Origin of the sequence: Pseudescherichia sp. L3 (assembly GCF_024656065.1) — a bacterium.
Classification (GTDB): Bacteria; Pseudomonadota; Gammaproteobacteria; order Enterobacterales; family Enterobacteriaceae; genus Pseudescherichia.
Window position 1 is genome coordinate 1 of sequence record NZ_JANKYC010000005.1, and the last position, 19,256, is coordinate 19,256.

A 19,256-nucleotide genomic window follows, 5' to 3' on the forward strand; every position below is an offset into this window, starting at 1 on the left:
GGTGGTCCCACCTGACCCCATGCCGAACTCAGAAGTGAAACGCCGTAGCGCCGATGGTAGTGTGGGGTCTCCCCATGCGAGAGTAGGGAACTGCCAGGCATCAAACAAGCAGAAGGCCATCCGTAAGGATGGCCTTTTTGCGTTGTGTTGCTGAACGCCCGGTGGCGCTGTGCTTACCGGGCCTACAAATGACGCCTGTCCTACCTTACTTACTCTGACGCTTTAACCACTGCACGATAAAATCGGCAATATTTGGCACGTCATTCAAATCTAACACCGGAACGGCAGCGTCAATCACAACGTCACTGGCGATCGCAATAACACGATCGTCAATCGCCAGCTCCTCTATCTGGTGCCCGGTATCTGTGCGAAAAAGTAGGATCTTCGCTACCGGCTCATGTTTGAACCCCTCTACCAGAACCAGATCTAATTTCGTGTGATCCATTCTGCTGGCCAGAAATGCTAAGTCTAACGGCGCTTCATCCGGCGTTTCGGTCATTAGTGCCCACCGCTGCTGGCTGGCGACGAGGGTTTGTGCTGCACCCGCCTTACGTAACTCATAGCTATCCTTGCCGGGCTTATCGACATCCATATTGTGATGCGTATGCTTAATCAGGCCCGGACGAATACCCCGTTCACAGAGAGCAGGGATTAGACGCTTAAGCAGCGTGGTTTTACCTGTACCGCTCCATGCGGCAATGGCGAGGATCGGCTTCATTATTTCTCCTGTCTGGCGATGAGATCGTCCGGCGTATTGATATTGATAAATGCCGACCGGCAATCGCTAAAGTCCACGGCATGCCCTCCGACCTGGCGCATAAACAGCATCACCCGCCGTTCACCGGCGGCCAGATAAGCCGCAAGCTGTGGGATCACCCGGCGATGAACTAGCGCAACGGTGGGGTGATCGCGTTCGCCGTCCGTCACCCATACTACCGGCGCGTCTTTACGCCCAGAGGCTAGCCGTGCTGCCAGATCGGACGGTATGCCCGGTGTATCGCACGGACAGAACAGAAACCAGTCGGCTGCCGTCTGATGCATCACGGCCAGCATACCGGCCAACGGGCCGGGGAAGTTCTCCAGCGTATCTTCAATAACGACCAGGCCGCTTGCCCGATAGCGATCGAGGTTGCGGTTAGCGCTCAGTACGACACGGTCTACCTGTTTAGCCAGACTGTCAGCGACGTGCTGCCAGAGCGGAATGCCGTTGAGCAGCAATAATCCTTTGTCTTCTCCGCCCATACGCGACGCTCTGCCGCCAGCCAGCACGACGCCCGTAATGTCTAGTCCACTATTCACCAATATCGCCTCTTTTATTGTGGGTTTGACCCTGCTAACGTGTCTCTCTCAAGAGTAAGGAGCACTGGCCATGAAATGTAAACGTCTGAACGAAGTAATTGAACTCCTCCAGCCCGCCTGGCAAAAAGAGCCCGAGCTTAACCTGATGCAATTCTTGCAAAAATTGGCGCAGGAGTCAGGCTATGACGGTGAGCTAACCGATCTTTCTGACGATATCCTGATCTATCATCTCAAAATGCGCGACTCGGCAAAGGATGCGGTTATTCCCGGGATCCAGAAAGATTATGAAGAGGATTTCAAAACCGCTCTGCTGCGTGCCCGGGGCGTCATTAAAGAGTAAAAGGTTGTAAGCGGTGCAACGGAAAACGCTACGAAATGATATCCTGAACTATTCGTAGTAATTTCCGGATGATGGGATGAACGACAACGCTTTTACTTTCCAGACGCTACACCCGGATACCATCATGGATGCGCTGTTCGAACAGGGGATCCGGGTGGATTCCGGTCTTACCCCGCTCAACAGTTACGAAAACCGTGTCTATCAGTTTCAGGATGAAGATCGCCACCGTTACGTGGTGAAGTTTTACCGTCCGCAGCGCTGGTCGGCAGAACAAATCAGCGAAGAGCACCAGTTCGCCCATGAGCTAATGAACGATGAGGTTCCGGTTGCTGCCCCGCTTGAATTCAACGGCCAGACGCTGCTGACGCATCAGGGGTACTACTATGCCGTATTCCCCAGCCTTGGCGGTCGTCAGTTCGAAGCCGATAGCCTGGATCAGATGGAGTGGGTAGCGCGTTACCTCGGCCGCCTGCATCAAACCGGGCGTAAAAAACGCTTCACCCATCGCCCCTCCATCGACGTTAATGAGTACCTGATTGAGCCTCGTAACGTCTTTGAACAGTCGACGCTTATCCCCTCAGGCCTGAAAGCCGCCTTCCTTAATGCCACGGATTCTCTTATCGAGGCGGTAATGGCGCACTGGCATACGCGTTTCGATTTGCTGCGCCTGCACGGCGACTGCCATGCCGGGAACATTCTCTGGCGTGATGGACCGCTGTTTGTCGATCTCGACGATGCCCGTAACGGTCCGGCCGTTCAGGATCTGTGGATGCTGCTCAACGGCGATAAGGCCGAGCGGCGTATGCAGCTTGAGACGATCGTTGAAGCCTATGAAGAGTTTAGCGAGTTCAACACTGATGAAATCGCCCTCATCGAACCTTTACGTGCCATGCGTATGGTTTATTATCTGGCATGGCTGATCCGCCGCTGGGACGATCCCGCATTCCCCAAAAATTTCCCGTGGCTTACCGGGGAAGACTATTGGCACAGGCAAACTCTGACCTTTATTGAGCAGGTTAAGGTTCTGCAAGAACCGCCTTTGCAACTTACGCCGATGTATTAATTTGACACGTTCAGGAGAGTATTAACCATGAAGAAAATTTGGCTGGCGCTTGCAGGTCTCATTCTGGCATTTAGCGCATCTGCGGCTCAGTTCACCGAGGGCAAACAGTATATCGCCCTTGATAAACCGGCGGTGGGAGAGCCGCAGGTGCTGGAGTTCTTCTCCTTCTACTGCCCGCACTGCTACGATTTTGAACGCGTGTGGCATGTTTCTGACACGGTGAAACAGCAGCTGCCGGAAGGCACTAAAATGACGAAATATCACGTCGAATTCCTTGGCCCATTGGGTAAAGATCTGACCCAGGCATGGGCTGTCGCGATGGCGCTGGGCGTAGAAGATAAGATCACTGCCCCGATGTTTGAAGCGGTGCAGAAGTCCCAGACCGTGACTTCCGTCGCCGATATTCGCAAAGTGTTTGTTGATGCCGGTATTAAAGGCGAAGACTATGACGCCGCGTGGAACAGCTTTGTGGTGAAATCCCTGGTTGCCCAGCAGGAGAAAGCGGCCGCCGATCTGCAGCTGCAGGGTGTTCCAGCCATGTTTGTTAACGGTAAGTACCAGGTTAACCCGCAGGGTATGGATGCCAGCAGCATGGATATCTTCGTTCAGCAGTATGCCGCAACGGTAAAATATCTGGTTGGCCAGAAGTAATCAGAAAGCCGGTCAATGACCGGCTTTTTTATAGGTTCTATATCAGGAGCAAAGCTTATATCCACATGGAGTAAATTGTCACCTAATGGACATAAGGATCGCGATCCTTTTTCTATTTATATGATTTAAATAGATAAATAAACCGCCCCGCCAAATTCACATGGTCTATTATTTCTTCAGCAAAAAAGCATGCACAAAGTTATCCACAGGATAATAATGCGAACGATCGCGACGATCCGGAAATCTTTTCCACGAATTACCGTGAAAAACTCAAGTTTTCGTCCGGTATGTGGCATCCTTTAACCATAAATTATTAAACAGGCACGGATATCATGGTTCAGATCCCAGAAAACCCGCTAATCCTCGTTGATGGCTCCTCCTATCTCTATCGCGCTTACCACGCGTTTCCACCGCTGACTAACAGCGCAGGAGAGCCAACCGGCGCTATGTACGGGGTGCTGAACATGCTCAGAAGCTTGATCATGCAGTATCAACCCACGCATGCCGCAGTGGTGTTTGATGCCAAAGGGAAGACGTTCCGTGACGAACTGTTTGAGCACTATAAATCCCACCGACCGCCGATGCCTGACGACCTGCGCTCGCAGATCGAGCCGCTGCATGCGATGGTAAAAGCGATGGGCCTGCCGCTGATGGCTGTTTCCGGCGTTGAGGCAGATGACGTTATCGGTACGCTGGCGCTGGAGGCCGAAAAAATGGGTCGCCCGGTACTGATCAGCACTGGCGATAAAGATATGGCCCAGCTGGTTACGCCGAACGTGACCCTGATTAACACCATGACCAACACCATTCTCGGCCCGGAAGAGGTGATCAATAAATATGGCGTGCCGCCTGAGCTGATCATCGATTTCCTGGCATTGATGGGTGACTCCTCAGATAACATCCCCGGCGTGCCGGGCGTGGGTGAAAAAACCGCACAGGCGCTGCTGCAGGGGCTGGGCGGTCTGGAAACGCTGCTAAACGAGTCGGATAAGATCGCCACTCTCAGCTTCCGCGGGGCGAAAACCATGGCGGCGAAGCTGGAGCAGAATAGAGAGGTGGCTCGCCTCTCCTATCAGCTGGCGACCATCAAGACCGACGTTGAGCTGGATCTCTCCTGCGAACAGCTGACGGTACAGCAGCCTGCCGCAGATGAGCTGCTGAGCCTGTTTAAACGATACGAATTCAAACGCTGGACGACGGATGTCGAAGCGGGAACCTGGCTGCAGGGTAAAGGCGCGAAACCGGCCGCGAAGCCGCAGGCGGCACCTGTCGCTGAGGTTGAAGACGATGAACCTGCGACACCGCTCTCCGCAGAGCATTACGTTACCGTTCTGGATGAGCCGACGCTGAACGAGTGGATTGCGCGACTGAAAAGAGCGCCGGTGTTTGCCTTCGATACGGAAACGGATAGCCTGGATAACGTTAGCGCTCAGCTGGTGGGCCTGTCGTTTGCTACCGAGCCGGGTCTGGCGGCCTATGTGCCGGTTGCACATGACTACCTTGATGCACCAGAGCAGCTCTCCCGCGATCGTGTCCTGGAACTGCTGAAGCCGCTTCTGGAAGATGAAAAAGCACTGAAGGTCGGACAGAACCTTAAGTTCGATCGCGGCATTTTGCAGAACTACGGCATCGAGCTGCGTGGCATCGCCTTTGACACCATGCTTGAGTCCTATATTCTCGACAGCGTCGCTGGACGTCACGATATGGACAGCCTCTCCGCTCGCTGGCTGAAGCACCAGACCGTGACCTTTGAGCAGATTGCCGGCAAGGGTAAAAACCAGCTGACCTTTAACCAGATCGCACTGGAAGAGGCCGGTCACTATGCGGCGGAAGATGCTGACGTCACGCTGCAGCTGCATCTCAAGATGTGGCCAAAACTGGAGAAACATGCAGGCCCGCTGAATATTTTCCAGAACATCGAAATGCCGCTGGTGCCGGTGCTCTCCCGCATCGAGCGTAACGGGGTGAAGATCGATCCGGCGGTGCTGCACAAGCACTCCGGCGAAATCACGCTGCGTCTGGCCGAGCTGGAGAAAAAGGCCCATGAGATCGCGGGCGAAGCGTTTAACCTCTCTTCAACCAAACAGCTGCAGGTTATCCTGTTTGAAAAGCAGGGCATCAAACCGCTGAAGAAGACGCCGGGTGGCGCACCGTCAACCTCAGAAGAGGTGCTGGAAGAGCTGGCGCTGGACTATCCTTTGCCGAAGGTTATTCTGGAGCATCGCGGCCTGTCGAAGCTGAAATCGACCTATACCGATAAGCTGCCGCTGATGATCAACCCTAAAACCGGGCGCGTGCACACCTCCTATCACCAGGCGGTCACCGCAACGGGACGACTCTCATCTACCGATCCGAACCTGCAGAATATTCCTGTGCGTAACGACGAGGGACGGCGCATCCGTCAGGCGTTTATTGCGCCGGAGGATTACGTCATCGTCTCTGCGGACTACTCGCAGATTGAGCTGCGCATCATGGCGCACCTGTCTCGCGATCGGGGGCTGCTCTCTGCTTTTGCCGAGGGCCAGGACATCCACCGAGCCACGGCGGCAGAGGTATTTGGCATGCCGCTGGAGAGCGTATCAAACGAGCAACGCCGCAGCGCGAAGGCGATTAACTTTGGCCTGATCTACGGCATGAGCGCCTTTGGTCTCTCGCGCCAGCTGAACATCCCGCGCAAAGAGTCGCAGCGTTATATGGATCTCTACTTTGAGCGCTATCCGGGCGTGCGTGAGTATATGGAACGCACCCGGGCGCAGGCAAAAGAGCAGGGCTACGTTGAAACGTTAGAGGGGCGTCGCCTCTACCTGCCGGACATCACATCCAGCAACGCCGCGCGCCGGGCTGGCGCTGAGCGTGCTGCGATCAACGCCCCGATGCAGGGCACGGCGGCAGATATCATCAAGCGGGCAATGATCGCTGTGGATGCCTGGCTACAGGCGGAGCAGCCGCGCGTGCGTATGATTATGCAGGTTCACGATGAACTGGTGTTTGAAGTGCACAAAGATGATGTGGAGCAGGTTTCCCAGAAGATCCATGAGCTAATGGAGAACAGCACCCAGCTGGATGTTCCGTTGCTGGTGGAGGTGGGCAGTGGTGAAAACTGGGATCTGGCGCACTAGCCGTTGGCGTAATGACGCAGTTTTATGTAAGTAAGCAACATAAGATAGAGCTTTTTGTGATGATCATTAGAATTACCTATGTAAAGAATGAAAAAAAATTACAAAAAGCGTTTGTAACTGTCTAAAAAAAGAGTAGAGTTAAAGACGTAGGGTACAGAGGTAAGATGTTCTATCTTTCAGACCTTTTACTTCACGTAATCGGATTTGGCTGAATATTTTAGCCGCCCCAGTCAGTAATGACTGGGGCGTTTTTTATTGGATCACGCTTCGGCGTCTGCTTCCGTCACCGGCGTCAAACCGCTAAACCAGCTATCCAGCTTCGCCTTCAGCTTGTCCACGCCCAGCTTCTTCAGGGATGAGAACGCCTCAACCTGGACGTCACCGTTAAACGCCAGCACCGCCTCACGCACCATATTCAACTGCGCTTTTCGCGCGCCGCTCGCCAGCTTGTCGGCTTTGGTCAGCAGCACCAGCACCTGAATTTCGCTCTCAACCGCCCACTGGATCATCTGCTGATCGAGATCTTTCAACGGATGGCGGATGTCCATCAGGATTACCACGCCCTGCAGACACTGGCGCTTCTCCAGATACTCACCCAAGGCGCGCTGCCATTTGATCTTCATCTCTTCCGGAACTTCGGCGTAGCCGTAGCCGGGCAGGTCAACAAGACGCTTGCCTTCTGTGACCTCAAACAGGTTGATAAGCTGGGTACGACCCGGCGTCTTGGAGGTTCGCGCCAGGCTCTTCTGATGCGTCAGGGTATTCAGGGCGCTCGATTTACCCGCATTGGAACGGCCAGCAAAGGCCACTTCTATTCCGGTATCGGCAGGTAAGTGGCGAATATCAGGCGCACTGGTAACAAAGTGCGTCTGTTGATAATTCAAATTAGTCAAAGCGGTCGTCTCCATAAGTAAAGCTTTGGGGGATTATACCTGAACGCAGGAAAAAGGCGGCTTTTCTCGCCATACCCCTTTCATGACCTTACTGGCTAGTGACCTTGTAAGAGATTGGCTACTTTACGTCTGCGATATTTCAGAGTAATTGCAGGTTTGATAAAGGTGTAACTCTATTTAAATCAAATAGATGGTTGATTAGAATTTTCTGAATTTAGCTTTTTATGCCACTTTGCGTCTTGTTACTTTTTTCTAACACGGTAAAGTAGCGGGCAAAGGCGAGGAGCGCCGAGGAACGTGACTTAGGGAAAAGGGGTCAGGAGCGCCAGGAGGCGAAGACGCTGGATAGCCAGGATGGCGAACGTCAGGAGACGTGTTACACAGGGAAATGGACCGCAACAGGGAACGTTCATGCTAAGGGATAAACAGGGTCGGTTGTAAGCAAACACGGAATAGTTAACCCGCTGAGGGTGGGTGGTCAAGAAAAAAGGCGACAGTTTACTCTGTCGCCTTTTTTCTTTGCTTGCTTTCTGCTAGATTCCGCCGCAATTCTATACTGAATAAAACGGCTCAAAGACCAACTATGATGAATAAACCCGCATCGTCTCCGCGTGGCAAAGGCCCCGCAAAAGCGCACCGCAAAACGCGCGATGAAATCAATCAAGAAGCACGCGACCGTAAGCGTGATAAAAAGCATCGCGGCAACGCGGCAGGCAGCCGTGCAACCGGCAGCGATGGCGCATCCGGCTCGCGCGGCCAGAAGCAGCAGAAAGATCCCCGTATCGGCAGTAAAACTCCCGTACCGTTGGGCGTAACCACTACTCCGGTCACCCGTCAGCACAAACCCAAGAGCGAGAAACCTATGCTTTCACCGCAGGCTGAACTGGATTTGCTGGAAACTGATGAGCGCCTGGATGCGCTGCTGGAACGTCTGGAGAATGGCGACACCCTGAGCGCAGAAGATCAGGCATGGGTTGACGCTAAACTGGACCGCATTGACGCGCTGATGCAGCAGCTCGGTCTCTCCTATGACGACGATGAAGACGAAGAAGAGGAAGAGGAAAAAGAGGATATGATGCGCCTGCTCAAAGGTGGCAACTAATAATCCCTGGACTACTCGCTTTACAGCATGGACTTGCTCGTCCTGCTTATAACCCTTCCGGTTATGTGTTATCTGGCGTGGTTATTCGTTAAACTACGCCGGTTGTCGCAGCGACAAAAGTGGCTGCGCAACCGGCTTGCACTTCGTCATGGGGGCAGGCCAGGCCGTCGTCGTCGTCAGCGACGCTACCCGAAGGAGTGAGCATGTCTTCGCAGTTAATCGACTGGGATCTGGCCCTGATCCAGAAATATAACTATTCTGGGCCGCGCTATACCTCATACCCGACCGCCCTTGAGTTCGCCGATACCTTTGGCGAAGCAGATTTCCAGCAGGCCGTGACCCGCTATCCTGAGCGTGCGCTGTCGCTCTACGTGCATATCCCATTTTGCCATCGCCTGTGCTACTTCTGCGGCTGCAATAAGATCGTCACCCGCCAGCAGCATAAGGCAGACCAGTATCTTGATGCGCTTGAGCAGGAGATTATCCACCGTGCACCGCTGTTTGCCGGTCGCCATGTTAGCCAGCTGCACTGGGGCGGCGGAACGCCAACCTATCTCAACAAAGCGCAAATTAGCCGCCTGATGGGGCTGCTGCGCCACCACTTCCATTTTAACGCCGACGCTGAGATCTCTATTGAGGTCGATCCGCGTGAAATTGAGCTGAACGTGCTCGACCACCTGCGCGCCGAGGGCTTTAACCGCCTGAGCATGGGGGTACAGGACTTCAACAAAGAGGTGCAGCGGCTGGTCAACCGCGAGCAGGATGAGGAGTTTATCTTTGCGCTGTTACGTCATGCGCGCGAGATCGGCTTCACCTCGACCAATATCGATCTGATCTACGGCCTGCCGAAGCAGACGCCGGAAAGCTTCGCCTTTACCCTGAAACGCGTTGGGGAGCTCAACCCGGATCGGCTGAGCGTATTTAACTATGCACACCTGCCAACGCTTTTTGCCGCGCAGCGGAAGATTAAGGATGCCGATCTGCCTTCGGCGCAGCAGAAGCTGGATATTCTGCAGCAGACGATTACCTCGCTCACCGAGGAGGGCTATCAGTTTATCGGCATGGATCACTTTGCGCGCCCGGATGACGAGCTGGCCGTGGCCCAGCGCGAAGGGGTGCTGCACCGCAACTTCCAGGGTTACACCACTCAGGGCGATAGCGACCTGTTAGGCATGGGCGTATCGGCTATCAGCATGATTGGCGACTGCTACGCGCAGAACCAAAAAGAGCTGAAGCACTATTATCAGCAGGTGGACGAGACCGGTAACGCGCTGTGGCGGGGCATTGCCCTGACAAGAGATGACTGCATCCGCCGGGACGTCATCAAGTCGCTGATCTGCAACTTCAGGCTGGATTTTAGCGCAGTAGAAAAACAGTGGGATCTCGATTTCGCCGACTACTTTGCGGAAGATTTAAATCTGCTTGCCCCGTTGGCGAAGGACGGGCTGGTGGCGGTGGATGCGCATGGCATTCAAGTAACGGCGAAAGGTCGGCTGCTGATCCGCAATATCTGCATGTGCTTTGACACCTATCTGCGTCAGAAGGCGCGACTGCAGCAGTTTTCCCGCGTAATTTAATAGAGCGGTATCGGTAGGCCCGGTAAGCATCGCGCTACCGGGCGTTTTCCCGCTACTCCATCCCTAACTCTTTCAGCTTGCGCGTCAGGGTATTGCGTCCCCAGCCGAGCAGCCTTGCCGCCTCCTGCTTATGTCCCTGAGTATGACGCAGGGCCGTGGTCAGCAGGGTACGCTCCATCTCCGGCTGCGCCTCAGAGAGCAGGTTTTGATGACCGGAACGCAACGCGCGATCCGCCCACTGCGCCAGCAGCGTGGCCCAGTTGTCCGGCAGCGTCTGGGTCGGGCTGTCGGGTACCGTTGTCTCAAACAGCTCGCTGGGGAGATCCTGAATCAGCACCTCCTGACCCGCGGCCATCACCGTCAGCCAGCGGCAGGTGTTCTCCAGCTGGCGAACGTTGCCCGGCCAGGCAACGCGGGTCAGCGCCGCCTCGGTCTCCGGATGCAGCTGCTTGGCCTCTACCCCCAGCTCACGGGCGGCCACCTGTAAGAAGTGACGCGCCAGGCGAGGGATATCTTCCCGCCGCTCACGCAGGGGCGGGAGATGCACGCGGATCACGTTCAGGCGATGGAAGAGATCCTCACGGAACTTGCCCTCCTGCACCCGCAGCTCAAGATTCTGGTGGGTGGCGGCAATGATGCGCACGTCCACCTTCACCGGCGCATAACCGCCGACGCGGTAAAACTGCCCGTCTGCCAGCACGCGCAGCAGACGCGTCTGCACGTCCAGCGGCATATCGCCAATTTCGTCCAGGAACAGCGTCCCGCCGTCGGCCTGCTCAAAACGCCCCTGGCGAACGGTATTCGCGCCGGTAAACGCCCCCTTCTCATGGCCAAACAGCTCGGACTCAATGAGATCCTTTGGGATAGCGGCCATGTTGAGGGCGATAAAGGGCGCTTTAACGCGCGGGCTATGGCGATGCAGCGCGTGGGCAACCAGCTCTTTACCGGTTCCGGACTCGCCGTTGATCAGTACGCTAATCGACGAGCGGGAGAGGCGGCCAATGATGCGAAACACATCCTGCATGGCGGGCGCTTCGCCGATGATGTCCGCGGTCGGGCCAAAATCCTGCACGTTACGCGGCTGCTGCTGCTCCTGATAGTGGCTGATGGCTCGCTCAACCAGCGCCACCGCCTCGTCGATATCGAACGGTTTAGGCAGGTAATCAAACGCTCCCTGCTGGTAGGCGCTGACGGCCGCATCGAGATCGGAGTGCGCGGTCATAATGATGACCGGGAGCATGGGATGCCGCTGTTTGATCTGCTTCAGCAGTGCCAGGCCGTCCATGCCTGGCATGCGGATATCCGACAGCAGCACGTCCGGGGTTTTAGTGGTCAGCGCATCGAGCACCTCATTCCCACTCTCAAACGTTGTACAACTCAAGCCAGCACCGGCAAGGGCGCGTTCAAGCACCCAGCGGATGGAACTATCGTCATCAACAATCCATGCTATCCCTCGTTGCATCATCGTCACCTTTATTTTTTAATTGGCAGGTAAACCGAAAACTCGGTATGACCCGGCCAACTGGTAAATTCAATTTTGCCGGAGTGTTGATCAATCAAACTGCGGGCAATTGACAGCCCAAGCCCGGTGCCACCTTCGCGTCCGCTTACCATGGGGTAAAACAGCGTGTCCTGCAGATGCGATGGGATACCCGGCCCGTTATCTTCGATATCAATACGCGCCGCCAGACGATAGCGTGCGCCGTGCAGCGTAAGCTGGAAAGCCGTACGGGTGCGCAGCGTAATTTCGCCGCCTTCTGGTCCCAGCGCCTGCAGAGCATTGCGTACGATATTCAGCAGAACCTGCTCAATCTGGTCGGGATCGTGCGGTAACTCTGGCAGGCTGGGATCGTAATCACGCACCAGCGTAACGTTCTCCGGCAGCTCCATTGAGACCAGCTTCACCACGCGCTCCGCGACTTTGTGAATGCTCTCGGTCACGTGCATGCCAGGATGCTGCGGCCCCAGCAGGCGATCCACCAGGTTACGTAGCCGGTCCGCCTGCTCAATAATGACGTTGGTGTATTCGGTTAGCGCCGGATCGGGCAGCGCTTTGCTCAGCAGCTGCGCCGCGCCGCGCAGGCCGCCCAACGGATTTTTAATCTCATGGGCGAGGCCACGTACCAGATCGCGTGCGGCGACCTGCTGGGCCTGCTGAAGCTGCTCCTGGCTCAGGCGTCGCTGGTTATCCATTGGTGCCATCTCCAGCAGGATCAGCCCCTCAGGCAGTCGTTGTGCCGTGACGGAGAGAATGTGCGAGCGGGCATCGATCACCAGAGTGACTTCGTTATCGGTAAAGCCTTGTCCGGCCTCCAGGCTCTCCTGCATCAGGGCGACGTTCAGGGAGAAGTAGCTCAGCAGCTCCGGAAGAGGTGTACCAAACAGCTTGCGTGAGCTTTGTGCCAGCAGCTGTTGAGCGGCAGGGTTCGCGTAGTGAATCGCCAGCTCGTCATCAACCAGCAGGATGCTGTTGATCAAAGCGTTGAGGATCTGCCCAGCATCGGGCAGCGTGCCAGTTGCCATTAAGCAGTCTCCTGAAATGAGGTGCACTGTTTTAGTGCATTATAGCTTTTTATACTTAAAAAGCGCGTATTATCAGGCCGTTGGCGGAGAAAAAAGCCCATCAGGGATGGGCTAAAGTTTCCACGGCAACTAAAATTCTCTGCACTTTCACGCAGAGCATTACTAAATTAAACGCTGTAGTAGAGTTCGAACTCAACCGGGTGCGGCGTCATACGAACGCGGTCATTCTCTTCGATACGCAGGGCGATGTAGGCATCGATCGCGTCGTTAGTGAACACGCCGCCTGCGGTCAGGAACTCGCGGTCTGCATCGAGCGCCTGCAGGGCCTCTTCCAGGGAGCCAGCAACCTGCGGAACTTCTTTCGCCTCTTCCGGCGGCAGGTCATACAGGTTTTTGTCCATGGCTTCGCCCGGGTGGATCTTGTTCTTGATACCGTCAAGACCCGCCATCAGCAGGGCAGCGAAGCACAGGTACGGGTTAGCCGCCGGGTCCGGGAAGCGCACTTCGATACGGCGCGCTTTCGGCGAGGTTACAACTGGAATACGGATAGAGGCAGAGCGGTTACGCGCAGAGTAGGCCAGCATAACCGGTGCTTCGTAACCCGGGACCAGACGCTTGTAGGAGTTAGTGGTCGGGTTCGCCAGGGCGTTGATCGCTTTAGCGTGTTTGATTACGCCGCCAATGTAGTACAGGGCTTCTTCAGACAGGCCAGCATATTTGTCGCCAGAGAACAGGTTGGTGCCGTTCTTGGACAGAGACATGTGGCAGTGCATACCGGAACCGTTATCGCCAAACATCGGTTTTGGCATAAAGGTCGCGGTTTTGCCGAAGCGGTGCGCGACGTTGTGCACGACATATTTGTAGATCTGAATTTCGTCCGCTTTTTTGGTCATGGTGTTGAAGCGGGTCGCCACTTCGTTCTGACCTGCGGTCGCTACTTCGTGGTGGTGCGCTTCAACGACCAGGCCCATCTCTTCCATCACCAGACACATGGTAGAGCGGATGTCCTGAGAGGAGTCAACCGGCGGAACCGGGAAGTAACCGCCTTTCACCGCCGGACGGTGACCTTTGTTACCACCTTCGTATTTGGTGGAGGTGTTCCATGCGCCTTCGATATCGTCGATAGCCACGTGGGAACCGGAAATGTTGGCGCCAAAGCGAACGTCGTCAAACAGGAAGAACTCTGGCTCTGGCCCGAACAGAACGGTGTCTGCGATGCCGGTGGAGCGCAGGTACTCTTCAGCGCGTTTCGCGATGGAGCGCGGGTCGCGATCGTAGCCCTGCAGCGTGCCTGGCTCAAGAATATCGCAACGGATGATCAGGGTAGTCTCTTCGAAGAACGGATCAATAACTGCGGTAGAGGCGTCCGGCATCAGCACCATGTCGGATTCGTTGATGCCTTTCCAGCCACCAATCGAAGAACCATCAAACATTTTGCCTTCTTCAAAGAAGTCAGCGTTAACCTGATGGGCTGGGATAGTGACATGCTGCTCTTTACCTTTGGTATCAGTGAAGCGCAGATCGATAAACTTCACTTCATGTTCGTTCAGCATCGTCAAAACGTGTTCAGCGGACATACTTAACTCTCCCGGAATTTTTGGTCGTCGTGGTAACGAGGTTCTACACTTTATAAGTGGCACAATCGCCTTGCCTAAGATAAAGCGAAATCTGTGCCAACTTTTAAAACACCCCCAAAAGGCGCTATCATGCACGTCATAGTGCAAAAGGGCTGCACCATAATGGTTATCTTGCATCAATATAGTGCATATGCGCGATCGTAGTGCACTGTATTGGTGCAATTTACATTAAGGCGGCTCTCTACCGCTTCGTGAAACCGATCACAAAGCCCTACTTTCTACATTGTTTGTAAAGGTTCTTTGTGATCCTGTTCTGTACTGCGATTAATACGTGTACAATAACGCGCTATTTCTAATGCCTGAGGCAAAGTTGTGATCGAAAATTTGCGTAACATCGCCATCATTGCGCACGTTGACCATGGTAAAACGACCCTGGTTGACAAGCTGCTGCAGCAGTCTGGTACCTTCAGCGAGCGTGCTGAGACTACCGAACGCGTGATGGACTCCAACGATTTGGAGAAAGAGCGTGGGATTACCATCCTCGCGAAAAACACCGCTATTAAATGGAATGACTACCGTATCAACATCGTTGATACCCCGGGTCACGCCGACTTCGGTGGTGAAGTTGAACGTGTCATGTCCATGGTAGACTCCGTACTGCTGGTGGTCGATGCTATGGACGGCCCAATGCCGCAGACCCGCTTTGTAACCAAAAAAGCGTTTGCGCACGGCCTGAAGCCAATTGTCGTTATCAACAAGGTTGACCGTCCGGGCGCGCGTCCTGACTGGGTTGTGGATCAGGTCTTCGATCTGTTCGTTAACCTCGACGCCACCGACGAGCAGCTGGACTTCCCGATCATCTATGCATCTGCACTGATGGGTATCGCGGGTAACGACCACACTGACATGGCGGAAGACATGACCCCGCTGTATCAGGCGATCGTTGACCACGTTCCGGCACCGAACGTTGACCTTGACGGTCCGTTCCAGATGCAGATCTCTCAGCTGGACTACAACAACTACGTTGGCGTTATCGGCATCGGTCGTATCAAGCGCGGTAAGGTTAAGCCGAACCAGCAGATCACCCTGATCGACAGCGAAGGTAAAACACGCAACGGTAAAGTGGGTAAAGTACTGACCCACCTCGGTCTGGAGCGTATTGAATCCACCGAAGCTGAAGCGGGCGATATCATCGCGATCACCGGTCTGGGCGAGCTGAACATCTCCGACACCCTTTGCGATCCGCAAAACGTCGAAGCGCTGCCGGCACTCTCCGTTGATGAGCCGACCGTAACCATGTTCTTCAACGTCAACACCTCACCGTTCTGCGGTAAAGAAGGTAAGTTTGTGACCTCGCGTCAGATCCTTGACCGTCTGAACAAAGAGCTGGTGCACAACGTGGCGCTGCGCGTAGAAGAGACTGAAGATGCGGACGCATTCCGCGTATCCGGTCGTGGCGAGCTGCACCTGTCAGTTCTGATCGAAAACATGCGTCGTGAAGGCTTTGAGCTGGCGGTTTCCCGTCCGAAAGTTATCAACCGTATGATCGATGGTCGTATGCAGGAGCCGTTCGAGAACGTGACCCTGGATATCGAAGAGCAGCATCAGGGCTCGGTTATGCAGGCAATGGGCGAGCGTAAGGGCGATGTCAAAGACATGATCCCTGACGGCAAAGGCCGTATTCGTCTGGACTACCTGATCCCGGCACGTGGCCTGATCGGCTTCCGTACCGAGTTCATGACCATGACCTCTGGTACTGGTCTGCTGTACTCCACCTTCAGCCACTACGACGACGTGCGTCCGGGCGAAATCGGCCAGCGTAACAACGGCGTGCTGATCTCCAACGGCCAGGGCAAAGCCGTCGCGTTCGCGCTGTTCAGCCTGCAGGATCGCGGTAAGCTCTTCCTGGGTCACGGTGCTGAAGTGTATGAAGGCCAGATCATCGGTATTCACAGCCGTTCTAACGACCTGACCGTGAACTGCCTGACCGGTAAGAAACTGACCAACATGCGTGCGTCGGGTACCGACGAAGCAACGGTTCTGGTTCCGCCGATCAAGATGTCCCTGGAGCAGGCGCTGGAGTTCATCGATGACGACGAACTGGTAGAAGTCACCCCGACCTCTGTCCGTATCCGTAAACGTCACCTGACCGAGAACGACCGTAAACGTGCGATGCGTGGTCCTCGCGACGCGTAATCTGTTTTTCGCATGACGATAAAAGCCGCTGAATATCAGCGGCTTTTTTTATGCAATGCTGGCAGGAGTGTTCTCTCTGTCTTCGGTCTCTCTGGCGGAGGAAGCGGATGTTTTGCGCTGCGCAATCTCAGCGATAATAGAGGCGAAACGCTGTTCACTGAGCTTATAGAAAAGCCCCATGATAACGGCAGCCATGATCGCCAGGGCGCAAGGCCAGAGGAATATCAGCTGGCGCAAGCCTAATAGCGTGGTGGCGCTTTGCACGGCATTCGGAATATAACCAATTTCCGTCAGCATGATGCCCGGCAGGAAACCGGCAAGCGCGGCAGAGATTTTGCGTGAGAATGTATAACCCGTATAGACCGACCCCTCTGCACGGATACCTGTTTTCCACTCGCCATAGTCTACGGTATCCGGTACCAGGGCCCAGTTCAGGCTATTCACAAAGGCAGTGCCGAAAAAGGCCATGCAGGAAAAGAGCACGAACAGCAGCGAGCTGGTTCCCCAGAAGAAGTTCAGCACATCGCCCACCGCCCACAGCGCCAGCCCGCCCAGATAGACCGGCTTCTTGCCAAAACGCTTCACCGCACCGGGCACCAGAAACACGCCAATCAGAATGCACCCCATGCTGAAAAAGCCCATCCACGACAGCAAATGCAGATCGTTGAGCACGTACTGGGTGTAATAGACCTGAATCGCCAGCTTGATGTTAAACGCCGCCAGGGTGCAGAGGTTCGCGATGCACAGTACCAGCAGCGGTGGGTTGCGGAAGATAGCGCAGAAGGACTTCAGGATGCCGGGCTTATGGTGATCGGGCGAGATCTCGACATACCGCTCTTTTACGCCGCTGTAGCACCACCACATGCAGAATAAGCCGCCGGTGACAAACACCAGCGCGGCCACCAGATAGCCGAGGGAGGGCTGGTTGATGAACAGCGCCTGAATGGGCATAAAGCCGACGGTGCAGAGTAACAGCCCCACCGTCGCGCCGCCCTGGCGCCATGCCGCAAGCTGCGCCCGCTCGTTCGGATTTTTGGTCATGGCCGGTACCATTGCGCCGTAAGAGCAGTTCATCAGGCTATAGCACAGGCCGAACATCATAAAGAGCACGGTGGCGAGGGCTGTTTTCACCGTCAGGCTAAAATCGTTGGCCATAAACTGCGCCGTGGCAACCAGCGCCACCGGCACGGAGGCATACAGAATGAATGGCCGGAACTTTCCCCTCGCGCCGATATGACGTCGGGAGTCCAGCACTACGCCGGTCAGCATATCGGTAAACGCTGTGAAAAACTTTGCGACCAGGAAGATAATCCCGCCGTAAAATGCAGGCATACCTAACTCATCGGTGTAAAACTTTAGCAAATAGAGCGTGCCAATACAGAGCATGAGGTTAGAGCCAAAATCGCCCATCCCATAGGCACATTTTTCGCGCAGGCTTAGTTTTAGGGTCAACGGATCAGGGAGGCGGTTCATAGTCGATCCTCATAGCGCCCTGAAGAGCGCTATCTCAAGTTATTCAGGCCGGATGCTTACGCAGCTCTATCTCCTTAACGATGCGCATATACATCTTCTCGTTAAGGTTATAGAAGCATCCCATCGCTACAATGGTGATCACCGCCAGAATACTGGGGTAGATGAAAATCAACTGCCGCAGGCCTTCAACCGTTCCCGTAGACTGCACCACGTTCGGTACATAGCCAATTTGCGTGAGCATAATCCCCGGGAAGAAGCCCGCCAGCGCCTGGGACACCTTACGGAAGAAGGTGAATCCGGTATAGACCGTTCCTTCCGAACGTACGCCGGTACGCCATTCGCCATACTCCACCGTGTCGGAGACCAGCGCCCAGTTCAGGCTGTTCACAAACGCCGATCCGAAGAACGCCAGGCAGGAGAATGCGACAAAGCTGACCGAGCCGCCGCCATAGAAATAGTTAAGGAGATCGCCTGCTACCCAGATCAGGAGGCCAGTGATATAGACTTTCTTCTTGCCGAAGCGACGCACCGCACCGGGCATCATAAATACGCCGATAAAAATGCAGCCCATGCTGAAGAAACCCATATACGACAACAGGATCGGGTCGTTGAGCACATATTGCGTGTAGTAAACCTGAATGGCGAGTTTGACGTTGAACGCCCCTAACGTGCACAGGTTGGCGATGCACAGAATAAACAGCGGACGGTTACCGGCGATGGCGCGAAACGACTGCAGCAGCCCGGGCTTATGCGTCGCACTGGCGGGCTGCGCCTCGACGTAACGCTCGGTCACGCCCTTATAGCACCACCACATAAAGAACAGCCCGAACAGCGAGAAGAGGGTAGCGGCAAAGATGTAACCCAGCTGGTCATTGCCTTCAATCAGGTTCATTACCGGCACAAACCCGACGGTACAGAGCAGCAGACCCAGCGTGGCACCGCCCTGACGCCAGGCGGCCAGCGACGCACGCTCATCCGGGTTTTTGGTAATGGCGGGCACCATGGCCCCGTAGGAGCAGTTCATCATGCTGAAGAACAGGCCGTACAGCATGAACAGCACCGTCGCCATCACCGTTTTGCCGGTGATTTCAAACGGCGTGCCGACAAAATTGGCGATGGCCAGCAGCGTGACCGGAAACGCCGCATAGAGCACGAACGGACGGAACTTGCCTTTGGGGCCAATTTTGCGCCGCGAGTCGAGCATGATCCCGGTACCCATGTCGGTAAAGGCGGTAAAGAACTTAGCGATCAGGAAAATAATACCGCCATAGGTGCCGGGCAGACCCAGCACGTCGGTGTAGAACTTCAGCAGGTACAGCGTGCCGATATCCAGCAGGATGTTAGAGCCGAGATCGCCCATCCCGTAAGCAAGTTTTTCTTTAAACGGCAGGCGTAGGGTTGCCGGGTCAGATGATTGTTGACTCATTATTGTTCTCCATCTGC

Annotated in this window: 15 protein-coding genes and 1 rRNA gene; 8 read left to right on the top strand and 8 right to left on the bottom strand. The window is 55.0% G+C overall.

The genetic code is table 11. The features are described 5' to 3' along the window. Positions 1-99: ribosomal RNA gene (gene rrf / locus NR795_RS19435) — 5S ribosomal RNA — on the top strand; the annotation flags it as partial. 106 nt (positions 100-205) lie between these two features. Here rrf and mobB read toward each other — a convergent pair. Beyond that, positions 206-718 (bottom strand): molybdopterin-guanine dinucleotide biosynthesis protein MobB, encoded by a 513-nt coding sequence (gene mobB, locus NR795_RS19440; protein ID WP_257759098.1) that lies wholly within the window; start codon positions 716-718, stop codon positions 206-208. Further along, a complete protein-coding gene (gene mobA, locus NR795_RS19445; RefSeq protein ID WP_144818931.1) occupies positions 718-1,299 on the bottom strand; it encodes a molybdenum cofactor guanylyltransferase MobA in 582 nt (193 codons plus the stop codon). The genes mobB and mobA overlap by 1 nt, the downstream gene beginning before the upstream one ends. 70 nt (positions 1,300-1,369) lie before the next feature. Between mobA and NR795_RS19450 the strand changes: the two genes are divergently transcribed. The 4 genes from NR795_RS19450 to polA all read left to right on the top strand — a co-directional run bounded on the left by NR795_RS19450 (position 1,370) and on the right by polA (position 6,472). Further along, on the top strand, positions 1,370-1,639 hold the full coding sequence (locus NR795_RS19450; protein ID WP_042394445.1) for a YihD family protein: 270 nt from the start codon (positions 1,370-1,372) through the stop codon (positions 1,637-1,639). Between the two features lie 76 nt (positions 1,640-1,715). Beyond that, positions 1,716-2,702 (top strand): serine/threonine protein kinase, encoded by a 987-nt coding sequence (locus tag NR795_RS19455; protein ID WP_257759099.1) that lies wholly within the window; start codon positions 1,716-1,718, stop codon positions 2,700-2,702. Positions 2,703-2,729: 27 nt separating this feature from the next. Continuing rightward, positions 2,730-3,353: a thiol:disulfide interchange protein DsbA gene (gene dsbA, locus NR795_RS19460; RefSeq protein ID WP_144818927.1), complete on the top strand. Its 624-nt coding sequence runs from the start codon at positions 2,730-2,732 to the stop codon at positions 3,351-3,353. 332 nt (positions 3,354-3,685) lie between these two features. Then, positions 3,686-6,472, top strand: a complete 2,787-nt coding sequence (polA, locus tag NR795_RS19465) for a DNA polymerase I (RefSeq protein WP_257759100.1) — start codon at positions 3,686-3,688, stop codon at positions 6,470-6,472. Between the two features lie 260 nt (positions 6,473-6,732). On the opposite strand, the gene yihA is transcribed toward polA, so the two are convergent. After that, a complete protein-coding gene (gene yihA, locus NR795_RS19470) occupies positions 6,733-7,365 on the bottom strand; it encodes a ribosome biogenesis GTP-binding protein YihA/YsxC (RefSeq protein WP_186370587.1) in 633 nt (210 codons plus the stop codon). Between the two features lie 586 nt (positions 7,366-7,951). On the opposite strand from yihA, the gene yihI reads away from it, so the two are divergent. Then, positions 7,952-8,467, top strand: a complete 516-nt coding sequence (yihI, locus tag NR795_RS19475; RefSeq protein WP_257759156.1) for a Der GTPase-activating protein YihI — start codon at positions 7,952-7,954, stop codon at positions 8,465-8,467. 203 nt (positions 8,468-8,670) lie between these two features. Further along, entirely contained in the window at positions 8,671-10,044 is a 1,374-nt protein-coding gene (gene hemN, locus NR795_RS19480; RefSeq protein ID WP_257759101.1) for an oxygen-independent coproporphyrinogen III oxidase, read from the top strand. 52 nt (positions 10,045-10,096) lie between these two features. On the opposite strand, the gene glnG is transcribed toward hemN, so the two are convergent. The 3 genes from glnG to glnA all read right to left on the bottom strand — a co-directional run bounded on the left by glnG (position 10,097) and on the right by glnA (position 14,144). Next, positions 10,097-11,506: a nitrogen regulation protein NR(I) gene (glnG, locus tag NR795_RS19485; protein ID WP_144818919.1), complete on the bottom strand. Its 1,410-nt coding sequence runs from the start codon at positions 11,504-11,506 to the stop codon at positions 10,097-10,099. Positions 11,507-11,517: 11 nt separating this feature from the next. Beyond that, entirely contained in the window at positions 11,518-12,567 is a 1,050-nt protein-coding gene (gene glnL / locus NR795_RS19490; RefSeq protein WP_042394460.1) for a nitrogen regulation protein NR(II), read from the bottom strand. 167 nt (positions 12,568-12,734) lie between these two features. Further along, positions 12,735-14,144, bottom strand: a complete 1,410-nt coding sequence (gene glnA, locus NR795_RS19495; RefSeq protein ID WP_144818917.1) for a glutamate--ammonia ligase — start codon at positions 14,142-14,144, stop codon at positions 12,735-12,737. Between the two features lie 372 nt (positions 14,145-14,516). Between glnA and typA the strand changes: the two genes are divergently transcribed. After that, entirely contained in the window at positions 14,517-16,340 is a 1,824-nt protein-coding gene (typA, locus tag NR795_RS19500) for a ribosome-dependent GTPase TypA (protein WP_144818915.1), read from the top strand. Positions 16,341-16,388: 48 nt separating this feature from the next. On the opposite strand, the gene NR795_RS19505 is transcribed toward typA, so the two are convergent. Together NR795_RS19505 and NR795_RS19510 are read right to left on the bottom strand one after the other, a co-directional pair. After that, on the bottom strand, positions 16,389-17,813 hold the full coding sequence (locus NR795_RS19505) for an MFS transporter (protein WP_144818913.1): 1,425 nt from the start codon (positions 17,811-17,813) through the stop codon (positions 16,389-16,391). A 43-nt stretch (positions 17,814-17,856) separates the two neighbouring features. After that, positions 17,857-19,239 carry an MFS transporter gene (locus tag NR795_RS19510; RefSeq protein WP_257759102.1) on the bottom strand — a complete coding sequence of 461 codons (1,383 nt, stop codon included), beginning with the start codon at positions 19,237-19,239 and terminating at the stop codon, positions 17,857-17,859. Positions 19,240-19,256: the final 17 nt, after the last annotated feature.